The sequence below is a fragment of the Saccharothrix obliqua genome, from assembly GCF_019375475.1.
Lineage (GTDB): Bacteria > Actinomycetota > Actinomycetes > Mycobacteriales > Pseudonocardiaceae > Actinosynnema > Actinosynnema obliqua.
On record NZ_JAHXGQ010000013.1, the window covers coordinates 1 to 22253 of the forward strand.

General features: G+C 73.3%; 18 protein-coding genes. 4 read left to right on the forward strand and 14 right to left on the reverse strand.

The window, feature by feature from the left end; all coding sequences use genetic code 11:
* Positions 1-343: 343 nt before the first annotated feature.
* The 4 genes from KZQ38_RS30940 to KZQ38_RS30955 all read right to left on the reverse strand — a co-directional run bounded on the left by KZQ38_RS30940 (position 344) and on the right by KZQ38_RS30955 (position 4166).
* On the reverse strand, positions 344-1093 hold the full coding sequence (locus KZQ38_RS30940; protein WP_219447144.1) for a succinate dehydrogenase/fumarate reductase iron-sulfur subunit: 750 nt from the start codon (positions 1091-1093) through the stop codon (positions 344-346).
* A gap of 1 nt (position 1094) precedes the next feature.
* A complete protein-coding gene (locus tag KZQ38_RS30945; protein ID WP_219447145.1) occupies positions 1095-2966 on the reverse strand; it encodes a fumarate reductase/succinate dehydrogenase flavoprotein subunit in 1872 nt (623 codons plus the stop codon).
* Between the two features lie 10 nt (positions 2967-2976).
* Positions 2977-3738, reverse strand: coding sequence for a succinate dehydrogenase subunit SdhC (gene sdhC, locus KZQ38_RS30950; RefSeq protein ID WP_219447146.1), 762 nt, complete (start codon positions 3736-3738; stop codon positions 2977-2979).
* A gap of 137 nt (positions 3739-3875) precedes the next feature.
* Positions 3876-4166, reverse strand: a complete 291-nt coding sequence (locus KZQ38_RS30955) for an Rv0250c family protein (RefSeq protein ID WP_219447148.1) — start codon at positions 4164-4166, stop codon at positions 3876-3878.
* A gap of 221 nt (positions 4167-4387) precedes the next feature.
* On the opposite strand from KZQ38_RS30955, the gene edd reads away from it, so the two are divergent.
* Both edd and eda read left to right on the forward strand, forming a co-directional pair.
* Complete coding sequence (edd, locus tag KZQ38_RS30960; protein WP_219447150.1) at positions 4388-6253, forward strand: phosphogluconate dehydratase; 1866 nt, start codon at positions 4388-4390, stop codon at positions 6251-6253.
* Positions 6250-6870 (forward strand): bifunctional 4-hydroxy-2-oxoglutarate aldolase/2-dehydro-3-deoxy-phosphogluconate aldolase, encoded by a 621-nt coding sequence (gene eda / locus KZQ38_RS30965; protein ID WP_219447152.1) that lies wholly within the window; start codon positions 6250-6252, stop codon positions 6868-6870. The genes edd and eda overlap by 4 nt, the downstream gene beginning before the upstream one ends.
* 51 nt (positions 6871-6921) lie before the next feature.
* Here eda and KZQ38_RS30970 read toward each other — a convergent pair whose 3' ends face one another.
* Positions 6922-7551 carry an HAD family hydrolase gene (locus tag KZQ38_RS30970; protein ID WP_219447154.1) on the reverse strand — a complete coding sequence of 210 codons (630 nt, stop codon included), beginning with the start codon at positions 7549-7551 and terminating at the stop codon, positions 6922-6924.
* Positions 7552-7629: 78 nt separating this feature from the next.
* On the opposite strand from KZQ38_RS30970, the gene KZQ38_RS30975 reads away from it, so the two are divergent.
* Complete coding sequence (locus KZQ38_RS30975; protein ID WP_219447156.1) at positions 7630-8325, forward strand: YqeB family protein; 696 nt, start codon at positions 7630-7632, stop codon at positions 8323-8325.
* 315 nt (positions 8326-8640) lie between these two features.
* Here the strand turns inward: KZQ38_RS30975 and KZQ38_RS37555 are convergent, their stop codons facing one another.
* The 5 genes from KZQ38_RS37555 to KZQ38_RS31000 all read right to left on the reverse strand — a co-directional run bounded on the left by KZQ38_RS37555 (position 8641) and on the right by KZQ38_RS31000 (position 14558).
* On the reverse strand, positions 8641-9756 hold the full coding sequence (locus KZQ38_RS37555) for a regulatory protein RecX (RefSeq protein WP_372452307.1): 1116 nt from the start codon (positions 9754-9756) through the stop codon (positions 8641-8643).
* An 83-nt stretch (positions 9757-9839) separates the two neighbouring features.
* Positions 9840-10880 carry a recombinase RecA gene (recA, locus tag KZQ38_RS30985; protein ID WP_219447158.1) on the reverse strand — a complete coding sequence of 347 codons (1041 nt, stop codon included), beginning with the start codon at positions 10878-10880 and terminating at the stop codon, positions 9840-9842.
* A 170-nt stretch (positions 10881-11050) separates the two neighbouring features.
* Complete coding sequence (locus tag KZQ38_RS30990; RefSeq protein WP_219447160.1) at positions 11051-11245, reverse strand: DUF3046 domain-containing protein; 195 nt, start codon at positions 11243-11245, stop codon at positions 11051-11053.
* 179 nt (positions 11246-11424) lie between these two features.
* Positions 11425-12669 (reverse strand): MFS transporter, encoded by a 1245-nt coding sequence (locus tag KZQ38_RS30995; RefSeq protein WP_219447163.1) that lies wholly within the window; start codon positions 12667-12669, stop codon positions 11425-11427.
* A gap of 20 nt (positions 12670-12689) precedes the next feature.
* Entirely contained in the window at positions 12690-14558 is a 1869-nt protein-coding gene (locus tag KZQ38_RS31000; protein WP_219447166.1) for an Hsp70 family protein, read from the reverse strand.
* 105 nt (positions 14559-14663) lie between these two features.
* On the opposite strand from KZQ38_RS31000, the gene KZQ38_RS31005 reads away from it, so the two are divergent.
* Complete coding sequence (locus KZQ38_RS31005) at positions 14664-19208, forward strand: ATP-dependent helicase (RefSeq protein WP_219447169.1); 4545 nt, start codon at positions 14664-14666, stop codon at positions 19206-19208.
* Positions 19209-19376: 168 nt separating this feature from the next.
* On the opposite strand, the gene KZQ38_RS31010 is transcribed toward KZQ38_RS31005, so the two are convergent.
* From KZQ38_RS31010 to KZQ38_RS31025, 4 genes are read right to left on the reverse strand one after another with little or no spacing between them, the layout of a single operon-like run.
* The gene (locus KZQ38_RS31010) at positions 19377-20372 is read right to left on the reverse strand and encodes a 1-aminocyclopropane-1-carboxylate deaminase (RefSeq protein WP_219447173.1); all 996 of its coding nucleotides are present in this window, start codon (positions 20370-20372) and stop codon (positions 19377-19379) included.
* Entirely contained in the window at positions 20372-21004 is a 633-nt protein-coding gene (locus KZQ38_RS31015) for a GntR family transcriptional regulator (RefSeq protein ID WP_219447175.1), read from the reverse strand. Before KZQ38_RS31015 ends, KZQ38_RS31010 begins: the two co-directional genes overlap by 1 nt.
* A gap of 39 nt (positions 21005-21043) precedes the next feature.
* Complete coding sequence (locus KZQ38_RS31020) at positions 21044-21547, reverse strand: GNAT family N-acetyltransferase (RefSeq protein ID WP_219447177.1); 504 nt, start codon at positions 21545-21547, stop codon at positions 21044-21046.
* Positions 21544-22242 (reverse strand): VOC family protein, encoded by a 699-nt coding sequence (locus KZQ38_RS31025; RefSeq protein WP_219447179.1) that lies wholly within the window; start codon positions 22240-22242, stop codon positions 21544-21546. The genes KZQ38_RS31020 and KZQ38_RS31025 overlap by 4 nt, the downstream gene beginning before the upstream one ends.
* Positions 22243-22253 lie beyond the last annotated feature (11 nt).

The following is a 22253-nucleotide window of genomic DNA, read 5'->3' on the forward strand; positions in this document are numbered from 1 at the left end:
GGGCTAGTCGCGCCTGGCCGAGTGGTCGGTTTCCCGCCGACCACTCGGCCAGGCGCTTTTCACAGCTTCCAGCTCAACGCCGGAGGTTCCCGGCCCCGGCAAGGCCGAGCAGCGCGGCGCGCTATGGAGCGGTACCCCTTGATCAGGCGGATCAACTCGGCGGTCGCGGTGGGCACGAGTTCGGTCGAACCGCCCTCACGGGGTCGCGTGTAGAAGTCCAGTGCGACCGCGGCGTCGAGGAACCCGGGTTGCCGAGTCGCCCACGAGACGGATGACACGGCACAGCCCGGCACACGCGCGGGGGCGGTCCGGACGCCGTTCCGGACCGCCCCCGCGCGACCGGTCAGGACCGGCGGAACAGCTTGTTGCCCAGCCAGACGATCGGGTCGTAGCGGCGGTCGGCCACCCGTTCCTTCATCGGGATCAGGGCGTTGTCGGTGATCTTGATGTGCTCCGGGCAGACGTCCGTGCAGCACTTGGTGATGTTGCACAGGCCCAGCCCGTGCTCGGACTGCGCGGCCTGGACGCGGTCCGCCTCGTCCAGCGGGTGCATCTCCAGCTCGGCCACGCGCATCAGGAACCGCGGCCCGGCGAACGCCTGCTTGTTCTCCTCGTGGTCGCGGATGACGTGGCAGGTGTTCTGGCACAGGAAGCACTCGATGCACTTGCGGAACTCCTGCGAGCGCTCGACGTCCACCTGGGACATCCGGTAGTCGCCCGCCGCGACGCCCTTAGGCGGCTGGAACGCCGGGATTTCGCGTGCCTTCCGGTAGTTGTAGGAAACGTCGGTCACCAGGTCCCGGATCACCGGGAACGTGCGCATCGGCGTGACGGTCACGGTCTCGTCCTCGGCGAACACGGACATGCGGGTCATGCACAGCAGCCGCGGCTTGCCGTTGACCTCCGCCGAGCACGACCCGCACTTGCCCGCCTTGCAGTTCCACCGCACGGCGAGGTCCGCCGCCTGCGTGGCCTGCAACCGGTGGATGACGTCGAGGACCACCTCGCCCTCGTTGACCTCCACCGTGAAGTCCTCCAGCCCTCCCCCGTCCGCATCACCGCGCCAGACCCGGAAGTGCCCCTGGTACCCCATGTCAGCCCTCCAGTTCGTCGACGGTCAGGTACTTCTGCAACTCGCTGTGGTCGAACAACGCCAGCAGGTCGGCGCGAATGGGGATCTGGGGCGCTTCGGTGACGGTCACGTCGCCGTCGGACGCCTCGCACACCAGCAGCTTGCGCCGCCACTCGGGGTCCATGCCGGGGTGGTCGTCGCGGGTGTGGCCGCCACGTGACTCGGTGCGCAGCAACGCCGCCCGCGCCACGCACTCGCTGACCACCAGCATGTTCCGCAGGTCCAACGCCAGGTGCCAGCCCGGGTTGAACTGGCGGTGCCCCTCCACGGTCAGCGCACGCGCACGGCGCTTGAGGTCCGCCAGGCGCCCCACCGCCTGCTCCATCTCCTCGGCCCGCCGGATGATGCCGACCAGGTCGTTCATCACCTGCTGCAACTCCATGTGCAGCGTGTACGGGTTCTCCCCGCCTTCACCGGCGAACGGCGCGAGGGCGACGCGTTCGGCCTCCGCGACCGCGTCGTCCCCGCACACCGGGCGCTCGACCAGCCCGGACACGTACTCCGCCGCGCCCTCGCCCGCACGCCGGCCGAACACCAGCAGGTCGGACAGCGAGTTGCCGCCCAACCGGTTGGAGCCGTGCATCCCGCCGGACACCTCACCCGCCGCGAACAGCCCCGGCACGGACGACGCGCCGGTGTCCGGGTCGACCCGCACGCCACCCATCACGTAGTGGCACGTCGGCCCGACCTCCATGGGCTGCGCGGTGATGTCGACGTCGGCGAGTTCCTTGAACTGGTGGTGCATCGACGGCAGCCGGCGGCGGATCTCCTCGGCGGGCAGGCGCGTCGACACGTCCAGGAACACGCCGCCGTGCTCGGACCCGCGCCCCGCCTTGACCTCCGCGTTGATGGCCCGCGCCACCTCGTCGCGGGGCAGCAGCTCGGGCGGGCGGCGGTTGCGGTCCGGGTCGGTGTACCAGCGGTCGGCCTCGTCCTCGCTGTCGGCGTACTTGTCCTTGAACACCTCGGGGATGTAGTCGAACATGAACCGCTTGCCGTCCGAGTTGCGCAGCACGCCGCCGTCGCCGCGCACCGACTCGGTGACCAGGATGCCCTTCACCGACGGCGGCCACACCATGCCGGTCGGGTGGAACTGGATGAACTCCATGTTGATCAGCGACGCGCCGGCGCGCAGGGCCAGCGCGTGCCCGTCGCCGGTGTACTCCCACGAGTTCGAGGTCACCTTGAACGACTTGCCGATGCCGCCGGTCGCGAGCACCACGGCGGGCGCCTCGAACAACGCGAACCGCCCGGACTCGCGCCAGTACCCGAACGCGCCCGCGACGCGCCCGTCGTCCAGCACCAGGTCCGTGACGGTGAACTCGGCGAACACGCTCAGCCGCGACTCGTAGTCGCCGGTCGCCTCGTGGTCGTCCTGTTGCAGCGAAACGACTTTCTGCTGCAACGACCGGATCAGCTCCAGCCCCGTGCGGTCGCCGACGTGCGCGAGCCGCGGGTACTCGTGGCCGCCGAAGTTGCGCTGGCTGATCCGGCCGTCCGCGGTGCGGTCGAACAACGCGCCGTAGGTCTCCAGCTCCCACACGCGGTCCGGTGCTTCACGGGCGTGCAGCTCGGCCATCCGCCAGTTGTTCAGGAACTTCCCACCACGCATCGTGTCGCGGAAGTGCACCTGCCAGTTGTCACCCGCGTTGACGTTGCCCATGGCCGCGGCGATACCGCCCTCGGCCATCACCGTGTGCGCCTTGCCGAACAACGACTTGCACAGCACCGCCGTGCGCATCCCGTGTTCCCTGGCCTCGATCGCCGCGCGCAAACCGGCGCCTCCCGCGCCGATCACCAACACGTCGAACGAATGCCGTTCCACCTCGGGCAAATCCAGCTCCTCAGTTGATGATCCGGAGGTCGGCGATCGTCCCGGAGGAGACCAGCGCGACGTAGAGGTCCGTGACGCAGACGAAGATCAGCGATGCCCACGCCAGCTGCATGTGGCGGGCGTTCAGCTTGGAGATCCGCGTCCACATCCAGTACCGGACCGGGTGCTTGGAGAAGTGCTTCAGCCGCCCGCCGGTGATGTGGCGGCAGGAGTGGCACGACAGCGTGTACGCGGCGAGCAGGCCGACGTTGACCAGCAGGACCAGGTTGCCCAGGCCGAGGCCGGTGGTCAGCGCGTAGAACGCGTCGTAGATGTTGATCAGCAGCAGGAGCGACGCGGCGTAGAAGAAGTACCGGTGCGAGTTCTGCGCGATCAGCGGGAAACGGGTCTCACCCGTGTACTTGGCGTGCGGTTCCGCGACGGCGCAGGCGGGTGGGGACAGCCACGCCGCCCGGTAGTACGCCTTGCGGTAGTAGTAGCAGGTCACCCGGAAGCCGAGCAGGAACGGGATGATCACCACCGGGGGTGTCAGGAACCCCGGCAGCTCGGGCAGCGGGCGGCCGAAGTGCGCGGCCGCCTCGACGCATTCCTGGCTCAGGCAGGGCGAGTACATGGGTGTCAGGTACCGGTACTCGTCGACCCAGTAGAAGTCGCCCATGAAGGTGCGCACCGCCGCGTAGATCGAGATCAGCAGCAGGCCCGCGAACGTGGCCACCGGTGGCAGCCACCACCGGTCCGTGCGCAGCGTGCGCTGGGCGATCTGCGCCCTCATACCTCACCTCGGTTCCACTTCGCTGTGGCGGGGACGGTCGTGATCGGGACGGTTGTGATCGGGTAGGGGCCGTGCCGGACCTCCGGAAAACCGAAACCGGCCCCCGCGCTGTGTCGCGGGGGCCGGTCTGCGGGGGTTCAGGTGTGGCGGTAGCCGCCCAGACCTTCGTCGTCGGCGTCTCGCCAGAGCTTGGGGTCGTACGGCGTGTCGGGCACGACGACCACTTCCCGCTCCACCGCGGGCGCCTCCCGCGGTCGGGGTGCGCTGTCCAGGTCGATCAGCTCGGTGGCGTCGATGTCCATCCGCTCCACGTCGTTGGCCAGCCGCTGCACCGCGGCGACATCGCCGTACCGCGAGCGCAGGGAGCCGACGCACTGGCGGAGCCGGCCGAGCGCTCGGCGCAGTTCCACGATCTCCGAGGACGTCATGGCAGCACCTCCCTTGGGGGTCCGGATGCCGACTCTGCCCCGTTTCCCCGCCTGTGACAAGCACCACAAAGGGCCGCGTTTCGTCTCAGGCTCTGAATCGTTTTTGTGATGGCGAGGTGTCGTGACATAGTGTGTGAGCTGTCACGTCCGTCCGTGCGACGCCAGCGCTGTCGTCCACCGGGCCCACCACGGCCCGTGATCACCACCGGAGACAGCGAACCATGAGCGTGCATCCCGTCGTCGCTGAGGTGACGGCCCGAATCGCCGCCCGCAGCGCCCCCGGCCGGTCAGCCTACCTGCGACGACTCGCCGAGGCCCACACCGAGGGACCGGTCCGCCGCGACCTCGCGTGCAGCAACTTCGCCCACGGCTTCGCGGGCATCACAGGGGGTGACAAGGAGGCGCTGCGTGCTCTCCGTCGCCCGAACGTGGCGATTGTGTCGTCGTACAACGACATGTTGTCCGCGCACCAGCCGATGCACGAGTACCCGGGGTGGATCAAGGACGCCGCGCGTGCCGCCGGCGGCGTGGCCCAGTTCGCGGGCGGCGTGCCCGCCATGTGCGACGGCATCACGCAGGGGCGCGCCGGCATGGAGCTGTCCCTGTTCAGCCGCGACGTCATCGCGATGTCCACCGGTGTCGCCCTGTCCCACGACATGTTCGACGCGACCCTGCTGCTCGGCGTGTGCGACAAGATCGTGCCGGGCCTGCTGATCGGGGCGTTGTCGTTCGGGCACCTGCCCGCGATCCTGGTGCCCGCGGGTCCCATGCACTCCGGGCTGCCCAACTCGGAGAAGGCCCGCGTGCGGCAGCTTTTCGCCGAGGGCAAGGCGTCCCGCGAGAACCTGCTGGAAGCCGAGTCGGCGTCCTACCACAGCCCCGGGACCTGCACGTTCTACGGCACGGCCAACTCCAACCAGCTCGTGGTGGAGGTGATGGGCCTGCACCTGCCGGGCGCGAGCTTCGTCCCGCCGGGCACGAAGCTGCGCCGCGCGCTGACCGAGGAGGCCGCCCGCCGCGCCGTGGAGATCAGCCGCGGCGGCGAGTACACCCCGATCGGGCACGTGGTGGACGAGAAGTCCGTGGTGAACGGCGTGATCGCGCTGCTCGCGACCGGCGGTTCGACCAACCACACCATGCACCTGGTGGCCATCGCCTCCGCCGCGGGCATCGAGCTGGGCTGGGACGATTTCGCCGACCTGTCCGCGGTGGTGCCGCTGCTGGCCCGCGTCTACCCCAACGGGTCCGCCGACATCAACCACTTCCAGGCGGCGGGCGGTGTGCAGTTCCTGGTGTCGACGCTGCTCGACGCCGGTCTCCTGCACGGCGACGTGCGGACCGTGGCGGGCGACGGGCTCGACCGGTACCGCAAGGAGCCGGTGCTCATCGAAGGCGCGCTGACCTGGCGTGACGGCGCGGGCCGTTCCCTGGACACCGACGTGCTGCGGCCCGCGTCCGACCCGTTCGCGGCGGACGGCGGGCTGCGGATGCTGACCGGCAACCTCGGCCGCGCGGTGATCAAGGTGTCGGCGGTGCGGCCGGAGCACCGCGTCGTGGAGGCGCCCGCGCGCGTGTTCACCACGCAGGAGGGCTTCAGCGCGGCGTTCCAGGCCGGTGAGCTGGAGCGGGACGTGGTGGTCGTGGTGCGCCAGCAGGGACCGCAGGCCAACGGGATGCCCGAGCTGCACAAGCTGACGCCCGCCCTGGGTGTGCTGATGGACCGGGGGTTCCGGGTCGCCCTGGTGACCGACGGCCGGATGTCCGGTGCGTCCGGCAAGGTCCCGGCGGCCATCCAGGTCACGCCGGAAGCCGCGGTCGGCGGTCCGCTGGCTCGCGTGCGGGACGGCGACGTGCTGCGGGTCGACGCGGAGACCGGCACGCTGGAGGTGCTCGTGGACCCGGCGGAGCTGGCCGGGCGCGAGCTGGTGGACTTCCCCCCGGACGCGCAGGCGTGGACCGGCACGGGACGTGAGCTGTTCGCCGCGCTGCGCCGCTCGGTCGGACCCGCCGACCGGGGTGCGAGCGTGTTCGGCCCCATCGCGGCCTCGCACTTCGCGGGCCGCGCGAACCAGGAGGTAACTCGGTGACCACCAGCGCGGATCTGCTGGACCTGTCCCCCGTCATCCCCGTCGTCGTGCTCGACGACGCCGCGCAGGCCGTGCCGCTGGCACAGGCCCTGTTGCGCGGGGGCATCCGCGTCATCGAGCTGACCCTGCGCACGCCGGCGGCCCTGGCGGCGATCGAGCGCATTGCCGCCGAGGTGCCGGACATCGTGCTCGGCGCGGGCACCGTGACCACGCCGGAGCACGCCAGGCAGGCCGCCGCGGCCGGCGCGTCGTTCCTGGTCACGCCCGGTTCGACGGACCGCCTGCTGGACACCGTCGAGGACACCGGGCTGCCGTTCCTGCCCGGTGCGGCGACCGTGTCGGAGGCGTTGCGGATCGCCGAGCGCGGCCTGACGGCCCTGAAGTTCTTCCCGGCCGAGGCCGCGGGCGGGGTCGACTACCTGAAGTCCGTCGGCGCGCCGCTGCCCGGTCTGCGCTTCTGCCCGACCGGCGGCATCACGCCGGACAGCGCGCCGCGGTACCTGGCGCTGCCGAACGTCGGCTGCGTCGGCGGCTCGTGGCTGACCCCGAAGGACGCCCTGGCGACGGGCGACTTCGCTCGCGTCGAAACCCTGGCCAAGGCCGCCGCCGCCCTGTGACGACCCGTCCCGTGCCCGCCCGGTGCGTCGCCGGGCGGGCACGGCCTCGTCTCAGCTCAGGCGGGCGAGGGCCTCGGGGATTGAGTCGACCACCGGGACGCCGGTCGCGGCGAGCTTGCCGCGGTCGCCGACACCGGTGGTGACGAGGATCGCCCGCGCACCGACGTGCCGAGCCGCCTCGGCGTCGTCGACCACGTCGCCGATCAGGACGACGTCCGCCGGGTCGAGCCCCTGGTGCGCGAGGTGTTGTGCCAGGTGTTCGGCCTTGGAGCCGCCGTCGGTGTCCAAGCGCAGGCCGTCGACCCTCGTGAACAGGCCGGTGAGCCCGAAGGCGGTCACGAGCGGCACGAGTTCGTCGTGGAACCACATCGACAGCAGGGACTGGGTGCCCGGCCAGGTCCGCAGGTGGTCCGGCACGCCGTCCGCCAGCCGGCACGTGTCGAGCAGACCCCGGTACTCCTCGTGGTACAGCAGGTCGATCAACGCCCAGTCCGCCGCCGACAGCGTCCGGCTGAGAAGCCGTTCATAGCAGGCGACCAAAGGGCGGCTGAACATCGCGCGCCACTCGGTGAGCGACACCTCCACCCGGCCGAAGTGCGTGCACACCCGGTTCACGGCCTTGAGCACGGCGTGCGTGTCGTTGAGCAGCGTTCCGTTCCAGTCCCACACCACGTGCCGCACAGCGCCCCCTTCTCCCGACCCGCCAAGATAGCCGGCCGCGCTGCGATAGGTTGTTTCGGCACTTTCGGGGAGGAGAGCATGGACACGCAGCGGACGACCACGGTCGCCGAACCGGGCTGGCAGGTCGGCCTGGTGTGGACGGGTTTCCCGGTGTTGGGCGCCGCGGTGCTGTGGGGTGTGCAGGCCGCGGCGGACTGGGTGGTGTCGTTGCCGTGGGCGCCGCTGCGCGGGCCGTTCGAGCTGGTGGCGTCGATCCCCGAACCGCAGGCCACGCTGGGTGCGATCGGGCTGGGTGTGCTGGTGGGCCTGGCGGTCGCGTTCATCGCGGCGCAGGAGCGGTTGTCGGTGGAGGTCGCCGACGAGATGGTGGTGCTCAACCGGGGCGGCGAGGAGCGGGCGGTGGACCGCACCAAGGTCGCCGGTGTGTTCCTGGACGGCAAGAGACTCGTCATCCTCGGCCTGGCCGCGGAGGAACTGGCCCGCGAGAAGTCCGACCTGAAGGGCGAGGAACTGGCGGACGCCTTCCAGCGGCACGGTTACCCGTGGCTGCCGGAAGACCCCTACCGCGACGAGTTCCGCCGGTGGGTGGAGGACGTGCCCGGTCTGCCGCCCGGTGCGAACGCACTGCTGAAGGCTCGTGCGAAGGCGTTGAAGAACGACGACGAGAAGGACGTGGCCCAGCTGCGCGCCGAGCTGGCCAGGCTGGGCGTGGTCGTCCGCGAGGAGCGCAAGCGCCAGTTCTGGCGGCTCAGCAAGGCGGACGGGCAGGACTAGCGGGCCGGGCGGGGTTCGGCTCGGCGGGGCGGACGGTCGGACGAGCGGGTCGGGTGGCGTCACCCGCCGCGACGGGCTTCGCATCGCGGACAGCGCGGTCGGACATCCCCGCCAGGCCGCGTTCGGCGGACAGTGCGAGCCGGGCGGTGCTGGCGGTGCGGGCGAACAATGCCGGCAGGGCGGCGCGGGCCAGGTAGTGCGGGCGGGCCGTGCCAGCGGACGATGCAGGCAGGGCGGTGCCAGCCGGGCGGTGCGAGCGGCCGGGCCGGCGGTGCGGGCGGGCGGGCGGTGCAGGACAGCGCCGGCGCGGGCGGCCTAGTCGGGTAGGAAGTCGTCCAGCGGTGACTCGTCCTCCGCCGCCCGCAACTCCTCGCGCACCACGCGGTACGCCATCCCCTCGGCATAACCCTTGCGTGCCAACGCTCCCACCAGTCGCCGGATCTTGGCCTGGTCGTCCACACCGGACATGGAGCGCAGCTTCTTGCGCACCAGTTCCCGCGCCCGTTCCCGCTCGGCGTCGTCATCGACCGCGGCGACGGCTTCGGCGGCCACCTCGTCGGCGACGCCCTTGCGGCGCAGTTCCATGGCCAGCGCGCGTCGCGCCAGACCCCGGTGGGTGTGGCGGGAGCGGACCCAGACCTCGGCGAACGCGGCGTCGTCGATGAGCCCGGCCCGGTCGAACCTGCCGAGCACCGACTCCGCTGTCTCCTCGCGGATTCCCTTGCGCAGCAAGGCTTCCTTGAGTTCGACCCGGCTGCGTGCCCGTGCGGTCAGCAACGCGTAGCAGATGTCGGTGGCCTGACGCTGTTCCTTGGCCGGGTCGACGGGACTTTCGGGCACGGCCTCGCCCCGGCGTCCACGCCGACCAGCACGCCGCGCCCGGTCGGTCGAACCGCCGCCATCGGCGCCGACCACGTCGTGCGCACCCGACCCGACCCGATCCGCCAATCCCCCGCCGGGGGCGCGTCGGCCCGCCGCGCCGCTGCGGGAAGTGCCGCGGCGGGAAGTACCCGGGCGGGCGGTTTCCCCGGGGAACAGACCGGCCGGTTCGTCCCGCGAGGACGAACCACGTCGGCGGGCTTCGCCCACCTGGCCGGGTTCGACGCCCGCGAACGGGTCCGCCGCCCGTTCGGCCCGGCCCTCCCCCGACAGCGCTGACGCGGCCGGGTCCGACTGATCCGACTCCGGCGCGGGCGCGAAGGGATCCGCCGCCCGTTCGGCCCGGTCCCCACCCGAGGGCGCCGGCACGGCCTCACCGGACGTGGTTCGCCGCCGGCCCAGGGTTTCGAACGGGTCGTCCGCGTCCACCACCCGCTCGGCGGCCGACGTGAGCGGCACGGCCTCGCCCGACGACCCGCGACGCCGGCCCCACGCCTCGAACGGGTCGTCGCCACCGGGGTCGACCTCCCGGGCATCACGCGAACCGCTCACCACACCACCTTCGTGCCAACCGAACACCACAGACCGGGAACCGCCCCGCTCCGGAGTGCCCGCGGGCGTCCGGAGCGACCGGATCAGAAGTCGACCGGGGCGGGTGCGGTGTCGTCGGCGTCGAGAGTCGCGCCGATGCCGAGCTTGTCCTTGATGCGCTTCTCGATCTCGTTGGCCACGTCCGGGTTCTCGCGCAGGAACTTCCGCGCGTTCTCCTTGCCCTGGCCGAGCTGGTCGCCCTCGTAGGTGTACCAGGCGCCCGACTTGCGCAGGATGCCCTGGTCGACGCCCATGTCGATGAGCGAGCCCTCGCGGCTGATGCCCACGCCGTACAGGATGTCGAACTCGGCCTGCTTGAACGGCGGCGCGACCTTGTTCTTCACGACCTTCACGCGGGTGCGGTTGCCGACCGGCTCGCCGCCGTCCTTCAACGTCTCGATCCGCCGCACGTCCAGGCGCACGGACGCGTAGAACTTCAGCGCCTTGCCACCGGTCGTGGTCTCGGGCGAGCCGAACATCACGCCGATCTTCTCGCGCAGCTGGTTGATGAAGATCGCGGTGGTGTTGGACGCGTTCAACGCACCCGTGATCTTGCGCAGCGCCTGGCTCATCAGGCGGGCCTGGAGGCCGACGTGGTTGTCGCCCATCTCGCCCTCGATCTCGGCGCGGGGCACCAGGGCGGCCACCGAGTCGACCACGAGGATGTCCAGCGCGCCGGAGCGGACCAGCATGTCCGCGATCTCCAGCGCCTGCTCGCCGGTGTCCGGCTGGGACACCAGCAACGCGTCGGTGTCGACGCCGAGCTTGCGCGCGTAGTCCGGGTCGAGCGCGTGCTCCGCGTCGATGAACGCCGCGATGCCGCCGTTGCGCTGCGCGTTGGCCACGGCGTGCAGCGCGACCGTCGTCTTACCGGACGACTCCGGGCCGTAGATCTCCACCACGCGGCCCCGGGGCAGGCCGCCGATGCCCAGCGCGACGTCGAGCGCGATCGCGCCGGTCGGGATCACCTCGATCGGGGCGCGGCCCTCCTCGCCGAGCCGCATGACCGAGCCCTTGCCGAACTGCTTGTCGATCTGGGCCAGGGCCAGTTCGAGGGCCTTGTCCCGGTCGGGTGCCTGTGCCATCTGGAGTCCACCTCGTCTGTCTGCTGGGTCGCTGAGCGATGTCGGGGCCGACGTTACGGGCGGGGTACGACATTTCTCGGCGGGGACCGGGTCACCCGCGGGGATCTGTCACCCGGTCGTGCCCGGGGACTATAGCCGAACAGGTGTTCGATCGCCTGTTCGACACGCGGTCACCGACGGTGTTCGGGCACGTCGAACGCGTCGCACACGGCGAGCCAGACCTCCTTGGGCGGAACGCCCGCCTCCAGGGCCTCGTCCGCGGTGCGCCCGTCGAGGGCGGACATCACGTGGTCCCTGGCCACCATCTCGGCCCGGACCTGGCCGAACTCGTTCGACATCAGCTTGCGGAAAACGGTGTTGCGCATCGCCGACCAGGCTAGCGCGCCGATCGGCGGCGCGGGCACGGCCGGGCGGCTAGCCTCGGGACATGGACGACCCGACCGGACTTTCCTCGCCAATCGCCCAGATCGCGATCATCGCCGGACTCGTCGCCGCGATCGTGGTCGGCGTCCGCGCCTGGTGGTACCACCACCGCAAGCGCTGATCAGCGCGTCCGCCGCAACGTGGTGAACAGGCACGCCACCAGCATCGGCAACGCGGTGAAGCCCACCAGCAGGCCCAGCGCGGCGTAGGACCAGGCGGTCACCACGACGCCCGCGACGACGCCGCCGACCGCGCCGCCGACGTTCATGCACAGGTCCGACAGGCCCTGCGCGGCCGGTCGGTCCGCCACCGGCACGGCCTCGGTGAGCAGCGCCGAACCCGCCACCAGGCCCGCCGACCAGCCGAGGCCGAGCAGCCCGAGGCCGATCGCGAGCTGCGGCGCGTCGTGCGCGGGCGCCATGCCCGCGACACCGGCGGCGGCCACCACCAGCGCCGAGCCGATCGCCAGCACCGGCAGCCTGCCCAACCGGTCCGCCAACCACCCGAACAGCGGGCTGGCCGCGTACATCGCGGCCACGTGCAGGCTGATCACCACGCCCACCACGCGCAGCGACGACCCGGCGTGGTCCATGTGCACCGGTGTCATCGACATCAGCCCCACCATGGCCATGTGGCACAACGTGATGCCGCCCAGCGCGAGCCTCCCCGTGGTGGGCAACGCGCGCCACACCGCGCCCGCGCCGCGGGTGTCGCCGACCCCGCCGGCGCAGTGCGCGGGCGTCACGGGCATCACGGACCGCGCCACGCGCAACGGGTCGGGCCGCAGGAACCGCAGCACCACCAGCGCCGCCAGCCCGAACAACACCGCCGCCAACAGGTACGGACCCGCCGCGACGGGCAGGCCGAACCGGGCGGCGGCCCGGCCCGCCGGGTCGGCCAGGTTCGGCCCGGCGACCGCGCCGAGCGTCGCCGCCCACACCACGACCGCGAGCGAACGCGCCCGCCGCCGTGGGTGCGCGAGGTCCGTGCCCGCGTAGCGGGCGGCCAGGTTCGCGCTGCTCGCGGCGCCGAACAGGACCAGCGCGCCGAGCAGCAGCCACCACGTGCCGAGCACCGCGGCGAGTGCCGCCAGCGCGGCGCCGAGCGCACCCGCGCCGTACCCGAGGACCAGCGCCGGCCGCCGCCCCCGCCGCGTGGCGAGCCGCGCCGCGGGCAGCGCGAACACGGCCGCGCCGAGCACCGCGGCGGTCTGCGCCAGCCCGCCCACCGCGCCGGAACCCGACAGCGCCGCCGCGACCAGCGTGGACACGGCCAGACCGATCGCCACCCCGGCCGCACCCAGCACCTGGGTCGCCGTGAGCACGCGCAGCGCGCGGCGCTGCACCACCTCCACCGTCGTGGTCATCGTCGTTCCGGGACGGCCGTTCAGGTGCCCGGCTGGACGGTGTTCTCGAAGAAGTCCGCGACGGCGTCGGCGGTCAGGTCGCCGCCGCCGCTCTTGAGCACGATGCCCAGCAGCGGCCGGTCGTCGGCGGTGAACGCGAGCAGCCCGACCCCGCCGTCGGCGGCGGCCCGGTACTTGCCCTTGAGGCCGTTGCCCGCCCACTCCGCCTCGACCCGGTCGGTCTTCAGCGAGCGCACCACGGCGTCCGCGCCCTGCTGCGCGCCCGTGACGGTCTCCGTGAGGATGTACCGCACCGAGTAGTCGTCCTTCACCGTGCAGCTCACCACGGTGCCCTTGATGGCGTCGATGCCGGACACGCCGGAACCACCGCCCGCCTGGCACGTGTTGCCGTCCGGGACCGTCCCGGCGAGCTGCCGCAGGCACTGCGTGAAGCCCTGCGCGTCCTTCTCCGTGTCGTTCTTGCACTCCTGCGCGCTGGGCACACCGGCGCCACCCAACGCGAGGACCCCGCCCAACACCGCCGCGATCACCACCACGGCCGCGCCGACCGCGATGAACACGTTCTTGTTCGACTTCTTCTTCACCGGTTGCGCACGCGGCGCGACGCTCGGGAAGTTGAACTGCTGCGGACCCGTCTGCGGGTAGTTCACCTGGTACGGGCCGCTGACCGCCGGGTTCACCGGGTAGGGACCGCTGACGGCCGGGTTGCCCACCCGGTACGGGCCGCTCACCGCCGGGTTCGGCGGCACGGGGTTCGGGCCGGTCACCGGCTTGGTGACGACCGTGGCCGGCTCGTTGGTCACCTTCACCGGCTTGTCCGCGCGGGGCGCCACGCCGTCCTTCGGCACGTGGTGCGCGCCCAGCGCGACCGCGGTCTCCGGCTGGTCCAGGCTCGTCGGCACCACCCGCACCTGCTCGGCGATCATGGTCGCCACCAGCGGGATGCGGCTCGCGCCACCCACCAGGTAGATGCCCGCGAGCTGGTTGGGCGCCATGCCGGTGGACCGGATCGTCGCGGCCAGCAGCTCCACGCTGCGCAACATGCTCGGCCGGACCAGCGCCTCCAGGTCGGACCGGTTGACCAGCACGTCCTCGAACGGCTCCGGCATCGGCACCTCGGTGTGCGCGTGCCGCGACAACGACTCCTTGGCCGCCCGCACGTCCTCCTGCAACGCGCGCCGGGCCCGCCGGTCCGCCGTCGACTCGGGCCGCAGCAACCGCTGCCAGACCGCCGGGTCGCGGTGCGACACCTGGCGGCCCACGTGCTCCAGCAGCGCCTGGTCCACGTCCAGGCCGCCCAGGTCCGGCAGGCCGTCCTCGGCGAGCACGGTGAACCCGTTCTGCGTCGCGCCGACGATCGCCACGTCGAACGTGCCCGCGCCCAGGTCGTACACGGCCAGCGCCTGCCCCACGGCCAGCGACGCGTAGTGCGACGCCGCCGCGACCGGCTCGGGCACCAGGACGACCTCCGTGGTCACGCCCGCGAGCCGTGCGGCGGACACGAGCACGTTGCGGCGGGTCGGCCCCCACTGCGCGGGGTGCGTGAGGCGGATCTCGTCCAGCGGCTCGCCGCCGAGCTGGCGGTTGGTCTCGTCCAGCACGCGGCGCAGCACGGCGGCCAGGGCGTCCGCCACCGGCACGACGTTGTCGCCGAGCAGCAGCGCGCCGTCGTCCACCCGCCGCTTGGGGTTGGGCTCGAACCGCGACGGGTCCAGCCGGGCACGCCGCTCGGCGTCCCGGCCCACCACCAGCGAGCCGTCCTCCTCGCAGTACACGGCGGACGGCATGGTCGCGGAGCCGTCGACCTCCACGACCCTGGGTGGCCGACCATGCGCGGCGAGCACCGCGACGGTGTTGGAAGTGCCCAGGTCGACGGACAGGACGCGCACGGTGACCCCTTCGCTGGCGAATCGGGGTGATCCTGTCATAGCCCCACCAGCGGCGAGCCCGGTTCCCGACCGGTCGATGTCGTACCCCGGGGTCATGATGTCGGCATGGACGCGCTGACCGCCTTCTCACCCGCGACCCGGCAGTGGTTCGCCGGGGCCTTCGCCGCGCCCACCGCGGCGCAGGCGGGCGCGTGGCGCGCGGCGGCGGCCGGCGAGCACGCGCTGGTCATCGCGCCGACCGGGTCGGGCAAGACGCTGGCCGCGTTCCTGTGGGCGCTGGACCGGCTCGCCGCGCGCCCCGCCCCGGAGGACCCGAAGCGGCGCTGCCGCGTGCTGTACGTCTCACCGCTGAAGGCGCTCGCGGTCGACGTGGAGCGCAACCTGCGTGCTCCGCTGGCGGGCATCCGGCAGGCCGCGCACCGGCTGTCCCTGCCCGAACCGGCGATCGCGGTGGGCATGCGCACCGGCGACACACCGGCCGAGGAGCGCCGCGCGTTCGCCCGCCGGCCGCCGGACGTGCTGGTCACCACGCCCGAGTCGCTGTTCCTCATCCTGACGTCGTCGGCACGCGAGTCGCTGCGCGGTGTGGAGACGGTGATCGTGGACGAGGTGCACGCGGTCGCGGGCACCAAGCGCGGCGCGCACCTCGCGTTGTCCCTGGAGCGGTTGGACGCGTTGCTGGAGCGGCCCGCGCAGCGGATCGGGTTGTCCGCGACGGTCCGGCCGGTCGAGGAGGTGGGCGCGTTCCTCGCGGGCGGGCGGCCGGTGACGGTCGTACAGCCGAAGACGGCGAAGACGATCGAGGTGCGGGTCGAGGTGCCGGTGGAGGACATGTCGGCGCTCGGCGAGCCCACCGGCGAGGTCACCGGCTCCGCGTCGGGCGCGGAGCAGCGGACCTCGATCTGGCCGGCGGTGGAGCAGCGGGTGCTGGAGCTGGTCCGGGAGCACCGGTCCACGATCGTGTTCGCCAACTCGCGCCGCCTCGCCGAGCGGCTCACCGCCCGGCTCAACGAGCTGGCCGAGGAGGCCGTGGCGGCGGAGCGGTTCCCGGCGGAGGCGATCGGGCAGTCCGGGCTCACCACGCAGACCACCGCGACCGTGGCCCGCGCCCACCACGGCTCGATGTCGCGCGAGCAGCGCACCGCCGTGGAGGAGGAGCTGAAGTCGGGCCGGCTGCCGTGCGTGGTGGCGACGTCGTCGCTGGAGCTGGGCATCGACATGGGCGCGGTCGACCTGGTGGTGCAGGTGGAGGCGCCGCCGACGGTGGCGTCCGGGCTCCAGCGGGTGGGCCGCGCCGGGCACCAGGTGGGCGCGGTGTCGCGTGGCGTGGTGTTCCCGAAGTTCCGGGGCGACCTGGTGTCGTGCGCGGTCGTCGCCGAGCGGATGCGGGACGGCGCGATCGAGGCGGTGCGGTACCCGCGCAACCCGCTGGACGTGCTGGCGCAGCACGTCGTGGCGATGGTGGCGCTGGAACCGTGGTCGGTCGACGCGCTGGCGGGCCTGGTGCGGCGGGCCGCGCCGTTCGCGGCGCTGCCGGAGTCGGCGCTCCAGGCGGTGCTGGACATGCTGGCCGGCCGGTACCCGAGCGAGGAGTTCGGCGAGCTGCGGCCACGCATCACGTGGGACCGGGTGAACGGCGAGCTGCGCGGCAGGCCGGGCGCGCAGCGGCTCGCGGTCACCTCCGGCGGCACCATCCCCGACCGCGGCCTGTTCGCCGTGATGACACCGGGCACGGAGAGCGGTCCCGGCTCGCGGGTGGGCGAACTGGACGAGGAGATGGTCTACGAGTCGCGGGTGGGCGACACGTTCCTGCTCGGCACCTCGTCGTGGCGGGTCGAGGACATCACCCACGACCGGGTGATCGTGGTGCCCGCGCCGGGGCAGCCGGCGCGGATGCCGTTCTGGCGGGGCGACGCGCCGGGCCGCCCGCTGGAGCTGGGGCGCGCGCTGGGCAGGTTCCTGCGCGAGATGTCCTCGATGGACGACGCGGACGCCGCCGCGCGGGCCGCCGACGCCGGGCTGGACGAGTGGGCCGCGGCGAACCTGCTGGCGTACCTGGCCGAGCAGCGCGCGGCGACCAGGCACGTGCCCAACGACCGGACCGTGCTGGTGGAGCGGTTCCGGGACGAGCTGGGCGACTGGCGGCTGGTGGTGCACTCCCCGTTCGGCGCGCAGGTCAACGCGCCGTGGGCGCTGGCGATCGCGGCCCGGCTGCGGGAGCGGCGCGGTGTCGAGGTGCAGGTGGCGCACTCCGACGACGGGATCGTGGTGCGGCTGCCGGACGCGGTCGACCCGGACGGCGCGCAGGTCGTGGCGACGGCCGAGGACGTGCTGCTCGACCCGGAGGAGGTGGAGCGGGTCGTGGTGGCCGAGGTGGGCGGCTCGGCGTTGTTCGCCGCCCGGTTCCGGGAGTGCGCGGCCCGGTCGCTGCTGCTGCCCCGGCGCGACCCGACCCGGCGCACGCCGTTGTGGCAGCAGCGGCAGCGGGCGGCGCAGCTGCTGTCCGTGGCGGCGAAGTACGAGAGCTTCCCGGTGGTGCTGGAGGCGATGCGGGAGTGCCTCCAGGACGTGTACGACGTGCCGGGGCTGCGTGAGCTGATGGCCGACGTGCGGGCCCGGCGGGTGCGCGTGGTGGAGGTGGAGACGCCCGCGCCGTCGCCGTTCGCGCGCAGCCTGCTGTTCGGGTACGTCGGCATGTTCCTGTACGAGGTGGACGCGCCGCTCGCGGAACGCCGCGCGGCGGCGTTGTCGCTGGACTCGGCACTGCTGGCGGAGCTGCTGGGCGCGGAGGCGATCCGCGAGCTGCTGGACCCGGAGGTGGTGGCCGAGGTCGAGCGGTCGCTGCAACGGCTCGCGCCGGACCGGCACGCGCGGGACGTGGAGGGCGCGGCGGACCTGCTGCGGTTCCTCGGCGACCTGTCCGAGGCGGAGGCGGCCGAGCGCGGCATCCGGCCGGAGTGGCTGGCGGAGCTGGTGGCTCAGCGGCGGGCGATCCGGGTCCGGATCGCGGGTGCGGAGCGGGTGCTCGCCATCGAGGACGCCGGTCGGGTGCGGGACGCGTTGGGCGTGGCGTTGCCGGTGGGCGTGCCGGAGGCGTTCACCGAGCCGGTGGCGGACCCGTTGGGCGACCTGCTGTCCCGGTACGCGCGCACGCACGGCCCGTTCCCGGCGGCGCAGGCGGCGGAGCGGTTCGGGCTGGGCGTCGCGGTCGTGACCGCGGTGCTGGAGCGGATGGCGGGCGCCGGGCGGCTGGTGCGCGGCGAGTTGCGGCCCGGTGGCACCCACACCGAGTTCTGCGACGCGGAGGTGCTGCGGCGGCTGCGGCGCGCGTCGCTGGCGCGGCTGCGGGCCGAGGTCGAACCGGTGGAACCGGCCGCGCTGGGCCGGTTCCTGCCCGGCTGGCACGGCGTGGGCAGGCGGTTGCGGTCCGCGCCGACCGTGGACGACGTGTACGCGGTGGTGGAGCAGTTGGCGGGCGCGCCGCTGCCCGCAAGCGCCGTCGAATCGCTGCTGCTGCCCGCGCGGCTGCCCGGTTACGCGCCGGCGCTGCTGGACGAGCTGACCGCGTCCGGCGAGGTGACGTGGACGGGGTGCGGCTCGCTCGCGGGCGGCGACGGGTGGATCGCGTTCGCGCCGACCGACGTGGCGGACCTGCTGCTGCCCGACCTGGCGCCGGAGGCCGTGCCCGAGTCGTCGCCGCACCGGGCGGTGGTGGAGGCGCTGGCCGGTGGCGCGTTGTTCTTCCGGCAGGTCGTGGACCGGGTGTCGGCGCAGGGCCCGACGACGGACGCCGAGGTCGTCGGCGCGTTGTGGGACCTGGTGTGGGCGGGGGTGGTCACGAACGACACGCTCGCGCCGTTGCGGGCGCTGGTGGCGGGTGGCGGCGCCGCGCACAAGCCCCGGCGGGCCGCGCCGCGCGGCCGGTACGCCCGGATGCGGGCGGGTCGGCCCGAGCTGCCCAGCCGCACCGGTCCGCCGACCGTCGCCGGCCGCTGGTCCCTCGCGGTGGTGCCCGCGACCGACCCGACCCGGCGTGCGCACGCCAGGGCGGAGGCGTTCCTGGAGCGGCACGGGGTGTTGACCAGGGGTGCGTTGGACACCGAGCGGGTGACCGGCGGGTTCAGCGGCGTGTACCGGGTGCTGCGGGCGATGGAGGAGTCCGGGCAGGTGGTGCGCGGGTACGTCGTGGAGGGGTTGGGCGCGGCGCAGTTCGCGGCGCGGGGCGCGGTGGACCGGTTGCGTGCGTTGTCCCGGCCGCCCGGCCAGGAGCACGCGGGCGTGGTGGAGGCGGTGGTGCTGGCGGCGGCCGACCCGGCGCAGCCGTACGGGGCGGCGTTGCCGTGGCCGGAGCCGGTCGGCGAGGGCAGGCACCGGCCGGCGCGGAAGTCGGGTGCGCTGACCGTGCTGGTCGACGGGGTGGTGGCGTTGTACGTGGAGCGGGGTGGGCGGTCGCTGCTCTCGTTCAGCGAGGAGGAGGACGTGCTGCGTGCCGCGGCGCAGGCGTTGAGCCGGGCGGTGCGGGACGGGTGGCTCGGTCAGCTGGCCGTGCAGCGGGCGGACGGCGAGACCGCCCTCGGCTCGCGGATGGCGGACGTCCTGCGGGAGGCCGGTTTCCGCGCCACGCCGAAGGGTTTGCGCCTGCGCGCCTGACCGCCGGCGTGGTCTCGCACCGGGGTCGTCGGTGGTGGGGTTCGGGTGCCGAGCGACGCGGACGCGGGGCGGCGCAGGGCCTCGGGCACCGCCGCCCGGCGCGACCAGGGCGGCGGTGCCGGCGCGGGCGTTCGACGACGGCCGCGGCACCCCGGGCGGTGCCGGTGCTCAGCCGAAGAGGTCGCTGTAGGCGTTGAGGGCCGGTTGGCCGCCGAGGTGGGCGTACAGCACGGTCGAATCGCGTGGGATCTCGCCCGACGACACGAGTTCCACCAAGCCCGCCAACGACTTCCCCTCGTACACCGGGTCGGTGATCATGCCCTCCAGGCGGGCGGCGAGCTTCATCGCGTCCACGGTGGACTCGCCCGGCACGCCGTAGACGCCCTCGTGGAAGCGCTCGTCCAGCACCACGTCCTCGTCCCGCACCTCGACGTCGAGCAGTTCGCCGGTGGCGCGGGCGATCCGGGCCACCCTGGCCCGGGTCGCGGCGGGCGCGGCCGAGGCGTCGACGCCGATCACCCGCCGCCCGCCACCGGCGAAGCCCGCCACCATCCCGGCCTGCGTGCTGCCGGTCACCGAGCACACCACGACGGTGTCGAACCGGACGCCCAGCTCCGCCTCCTGCCGCTCGACCTCGGCCGCCCAGCCCGCGAAACCCAGTCCGCCCAACGGGTGGTCGGACGCGCCCGCCGGGATCGGGTACGGTTTGCCGCCCGCCGCGCGGACCTCCTCGACCGCCTGCTCCCACGCGGGTTTCACGTCGATGCCGAACCCGGCCGCCACCAACCGCACCTCCGCGCCCAGCAACCGGCTGAGCTGGATGTTGCCGACCCGGTCGTACCCGGCGTCCGGCCAGTCCACCCAGCTCTCCTGCACCAGCACGCACTTCAGCCCGGCCCGCGCCGCCGCCGCGGCGACCTGCCGGGTGTGGTTGGACTGCACGCCGCCGATGGACACCAACGTGTCGCACCCCGTCGCCAACGCGTCCGCCACCAGGTACTCCAGCTTGCGCGTCTTGTTGCCGCCGTACGCGAGCCCCGAGTTGCAGTCCTCCCGCTTGGCCCACACCGCCGCGCCACCGAGGTGGGCGGTGAGCCGTTCCAGCGGGTGCACCGGCGACGGCCCGAAGGTCAACGGGAATCGCGCGTACCGGTCCAGCCCCATCAGTTCTCCTCCCGCGTCAACGTCGCCCAGTTGCGCTCCACGAGCCGGGCCGCGAGGTCCGCGTCCCCGGCCGCGCACGCGGCGACGATCCCGTCGTGCGCGACCACGGAGTGCCGTCCGCTCGGCGCGGCGAACCGCAGCCGCTCCAACCGCCGCACCAGCGGCGTGTACCGCTCGATCGTCGCCGTGACGGCGAAGTTCCCGGCGACCCGCACGGCGACGTCGTGGAACTCGTCGTCCGCCGCCAGCGCCGCCGCCACGTCGCCGGCCGCGAGCGCGGTGGCGAACCTGTCGTTGGCCGCGCGCATCGCCGTCAGTTCGGCCTCGCCCATGCGCGGCACGGCCAGGCGTGCCGCCAGGGCGTGCATGGCCTGGACGACGGCGTGGGCGTCCCGCACCGGCGTGGTGTCCAACGGGGTGACGCGCGTGTAGCTGTGCGGCTTGGACTCGACCAGACCTTCGTCGGCGAGCCGGGCCAACGCCTCACGCACCGGCGTGCGGGACAACCCCAGCCGTTCGGCCAGCTCGACGTCCTTGATCGGCGTGCCGGGCGCGAGGTCGCCGTCCAGGATGGCGGCGCGGATCGCGCTCAACGCCTGGTCCCGGTAGAGCGCCCGACTGATATATTGCATACCGGCGACTGTAACGGCTGTCACACCGCATGGCCAGGGTCAACCGCGGACGTTGTCCGCACCGAGCGGCAGGTGGAAGCGGGTGTGGGTGGGGAGTTCGGCGACCGGCCGGAAGCCGAGGCGGCGCAGCACGGCGGCGCTGCGGTCGTTGCCCCGGGTCACCCCCGCGAAGACGTCGGTGGCGCCGGCCGCGCGGGCGTGCCCGATGACGGCCGCGCAGGCGGCGGTCGCGTGGCCGCGCCCGGTGGCGGCGCGGTCGAGCCAGTAGCCGAGGCCGTAGCGGGGCGGGTCGACGTGGACCAGGTCGACCCGGCCGACGAGGCGACCCCGCAGGCGGATGCCGAACCGGTCCGGCACGGGGCGGGCCAGGTGCTCGGCCACCCACTCCGGGGTCGCGGCGACCTCGTCCCGGTAGTCGCCGTGCCGGCCGAGGTGGTCGCGATTGCGGTCCAGGACGGCGTAGTAGGCCGCGGCGTCGGCGGCGGTCAGCTCGACCAGGGCCAGGCCGGGTGTCGTGGTGGCCAGCTCGACCACGCCGGTCATCGCGGCGACAGGACGCAGAACTCGTTGCCCTCCGGGTCGGCCAGCACCACCCACGGCACGATGCCCTGCCCGATGTCCGCGCGCACCGCGCCGCACGCCTCCAGCCGCGCCACCTCCAGCAGCAGGTCGCCATCCGCCGGCGGCACGACGTCCAGGTGCACCCGGTTCTTCACCACCTTCGGCTCGCGGACCCGCACGAACTCCAGCCAGAACCCACCCGCGCGGCGCAACGACGCGTAGTCCGCGTGCTCCCGCTCCACCGGCAACCCCGTCACCGACGCCCAGAAACCCGCCAACAGCCCCGGGTCGAACGCGTCGACCACCACCGCCGCCAACGGCCCCGTGTCGCGGTACTCGTCCCGTGGTTCCAACACGCAGAACTCGTTGCCCTCCGGGTCCGCCAACACCACCCACGGCACCGAACCCTGGCCGATGTCCACCGGCGACGCGCCCAGGTCCCGCGCCCGCTCGACCAGTTCCGCCTGGTGCGCGGGCGAGGTCGACGCGAGGTCCAGGTGCACCCGGTTCTTCACCGCCTTCGGTTCGGGCACCGGCACGAACTCCAGCCCGACGTCCGACAGCTCGACGTACCGGTCCTCCCCGACCAGCGGCCGGTCCAGCAGCGCCGACCAGAACCGACCCGCCGCGGCCGGGTCGGCCGCGTCCACCACGACGTCGTACAACCTCGTTGCCATCCCTCGACGGT

Coding starts and splice junctions, on each gene's coding strand:
- KZQ38_RS30940 (WP_219447144.1), bottom strand. CDS start 1,093: ATGGGGTACCAGGGGCACTTCCGGGTCTGGCGCGGTGATGCGGACGGG.
- sdhC (WP_219447146.1), bottom strand. CDS start 3,738: ATGAGGGCGCAGATCGCCCAGCGCACGCTGCGCACGGACCGGTGGTGG.
- KZQ38_RS30955 (WP_219447148.1), bottom strand. CDS start 4,166: ATGACGTCCTCGGAGATCGTGGAACTGCGCCGAGCGCTCGGCCGGCTC.
- edd (WP_219447150.1), top strand. CDS start 4,388: ATGAGCGTGCATCCCGTCGTCGCTGAGGTGACGGCCCGAATCGCCGCC.
- KZQ38_RS30975 (WP_219447156.1), top strand. CDS start 7,630: ATGGACACGCAGCGGACGACCACGGTCGCCGAACCGGGCTGGCAGGTC.
- recA (WP_219447158.1), bottom strand. CDS start 10,880: ATGGCACAGGCACCCGACCGGGACAAGGCCCTCGAACTGGCCCTGGCC.
- KZQ38_RS30990 (WP_219447160.1), bottom strand. CDS start 11,245: ATGCGCAACACCGTTTTCCGCAAGCTGATGTCGAACGAGTTCGGCCAG.
- KZQ38_RS30995 (WP_219447163.1), bottom strand. CDS start 12,669: ATGACCACGACGGTGGAGGTGGTGCAGCGCCGCGCGCTGCGCGTGCTC.
- KZQ38_RS31005 (WP_219447169.1), top strand. CDS start 14,664: ATGGACGCGCTGACCGCCTTCTCACCCGCGACCCGGCAGTGGTTCGCC.
- KZQ38_RS31010 (WP_219447173.1), bottom strand. CDS start 20,372: ATGGGGCTGGACCGGTACGCGCGATTCCCGTTGACCTTCGGGCCGTCG.
- KZQ38_RS31015 (WP_219447175.1), bottom strand. CDS start 21,004: ATGCAATATATCAGTCGGGCGCTCTACCGGGACCAGGCGTTGAGCGCG.
- KZQ38_RS31020 (WP_219447177.1), bottom strand. CDS start 21,547: ATGACCGGCGTGGTCGAGCTGGCCACCACGACACCCGGCCTGGCCCTG.
- KZQ38_RS31025 (WP_219447179.1), bottom strand. CDS start 22,242: ATGGCAACGAGGTTGTACGACGTCGTGGTGGACGCGGCCGACCCGGCC.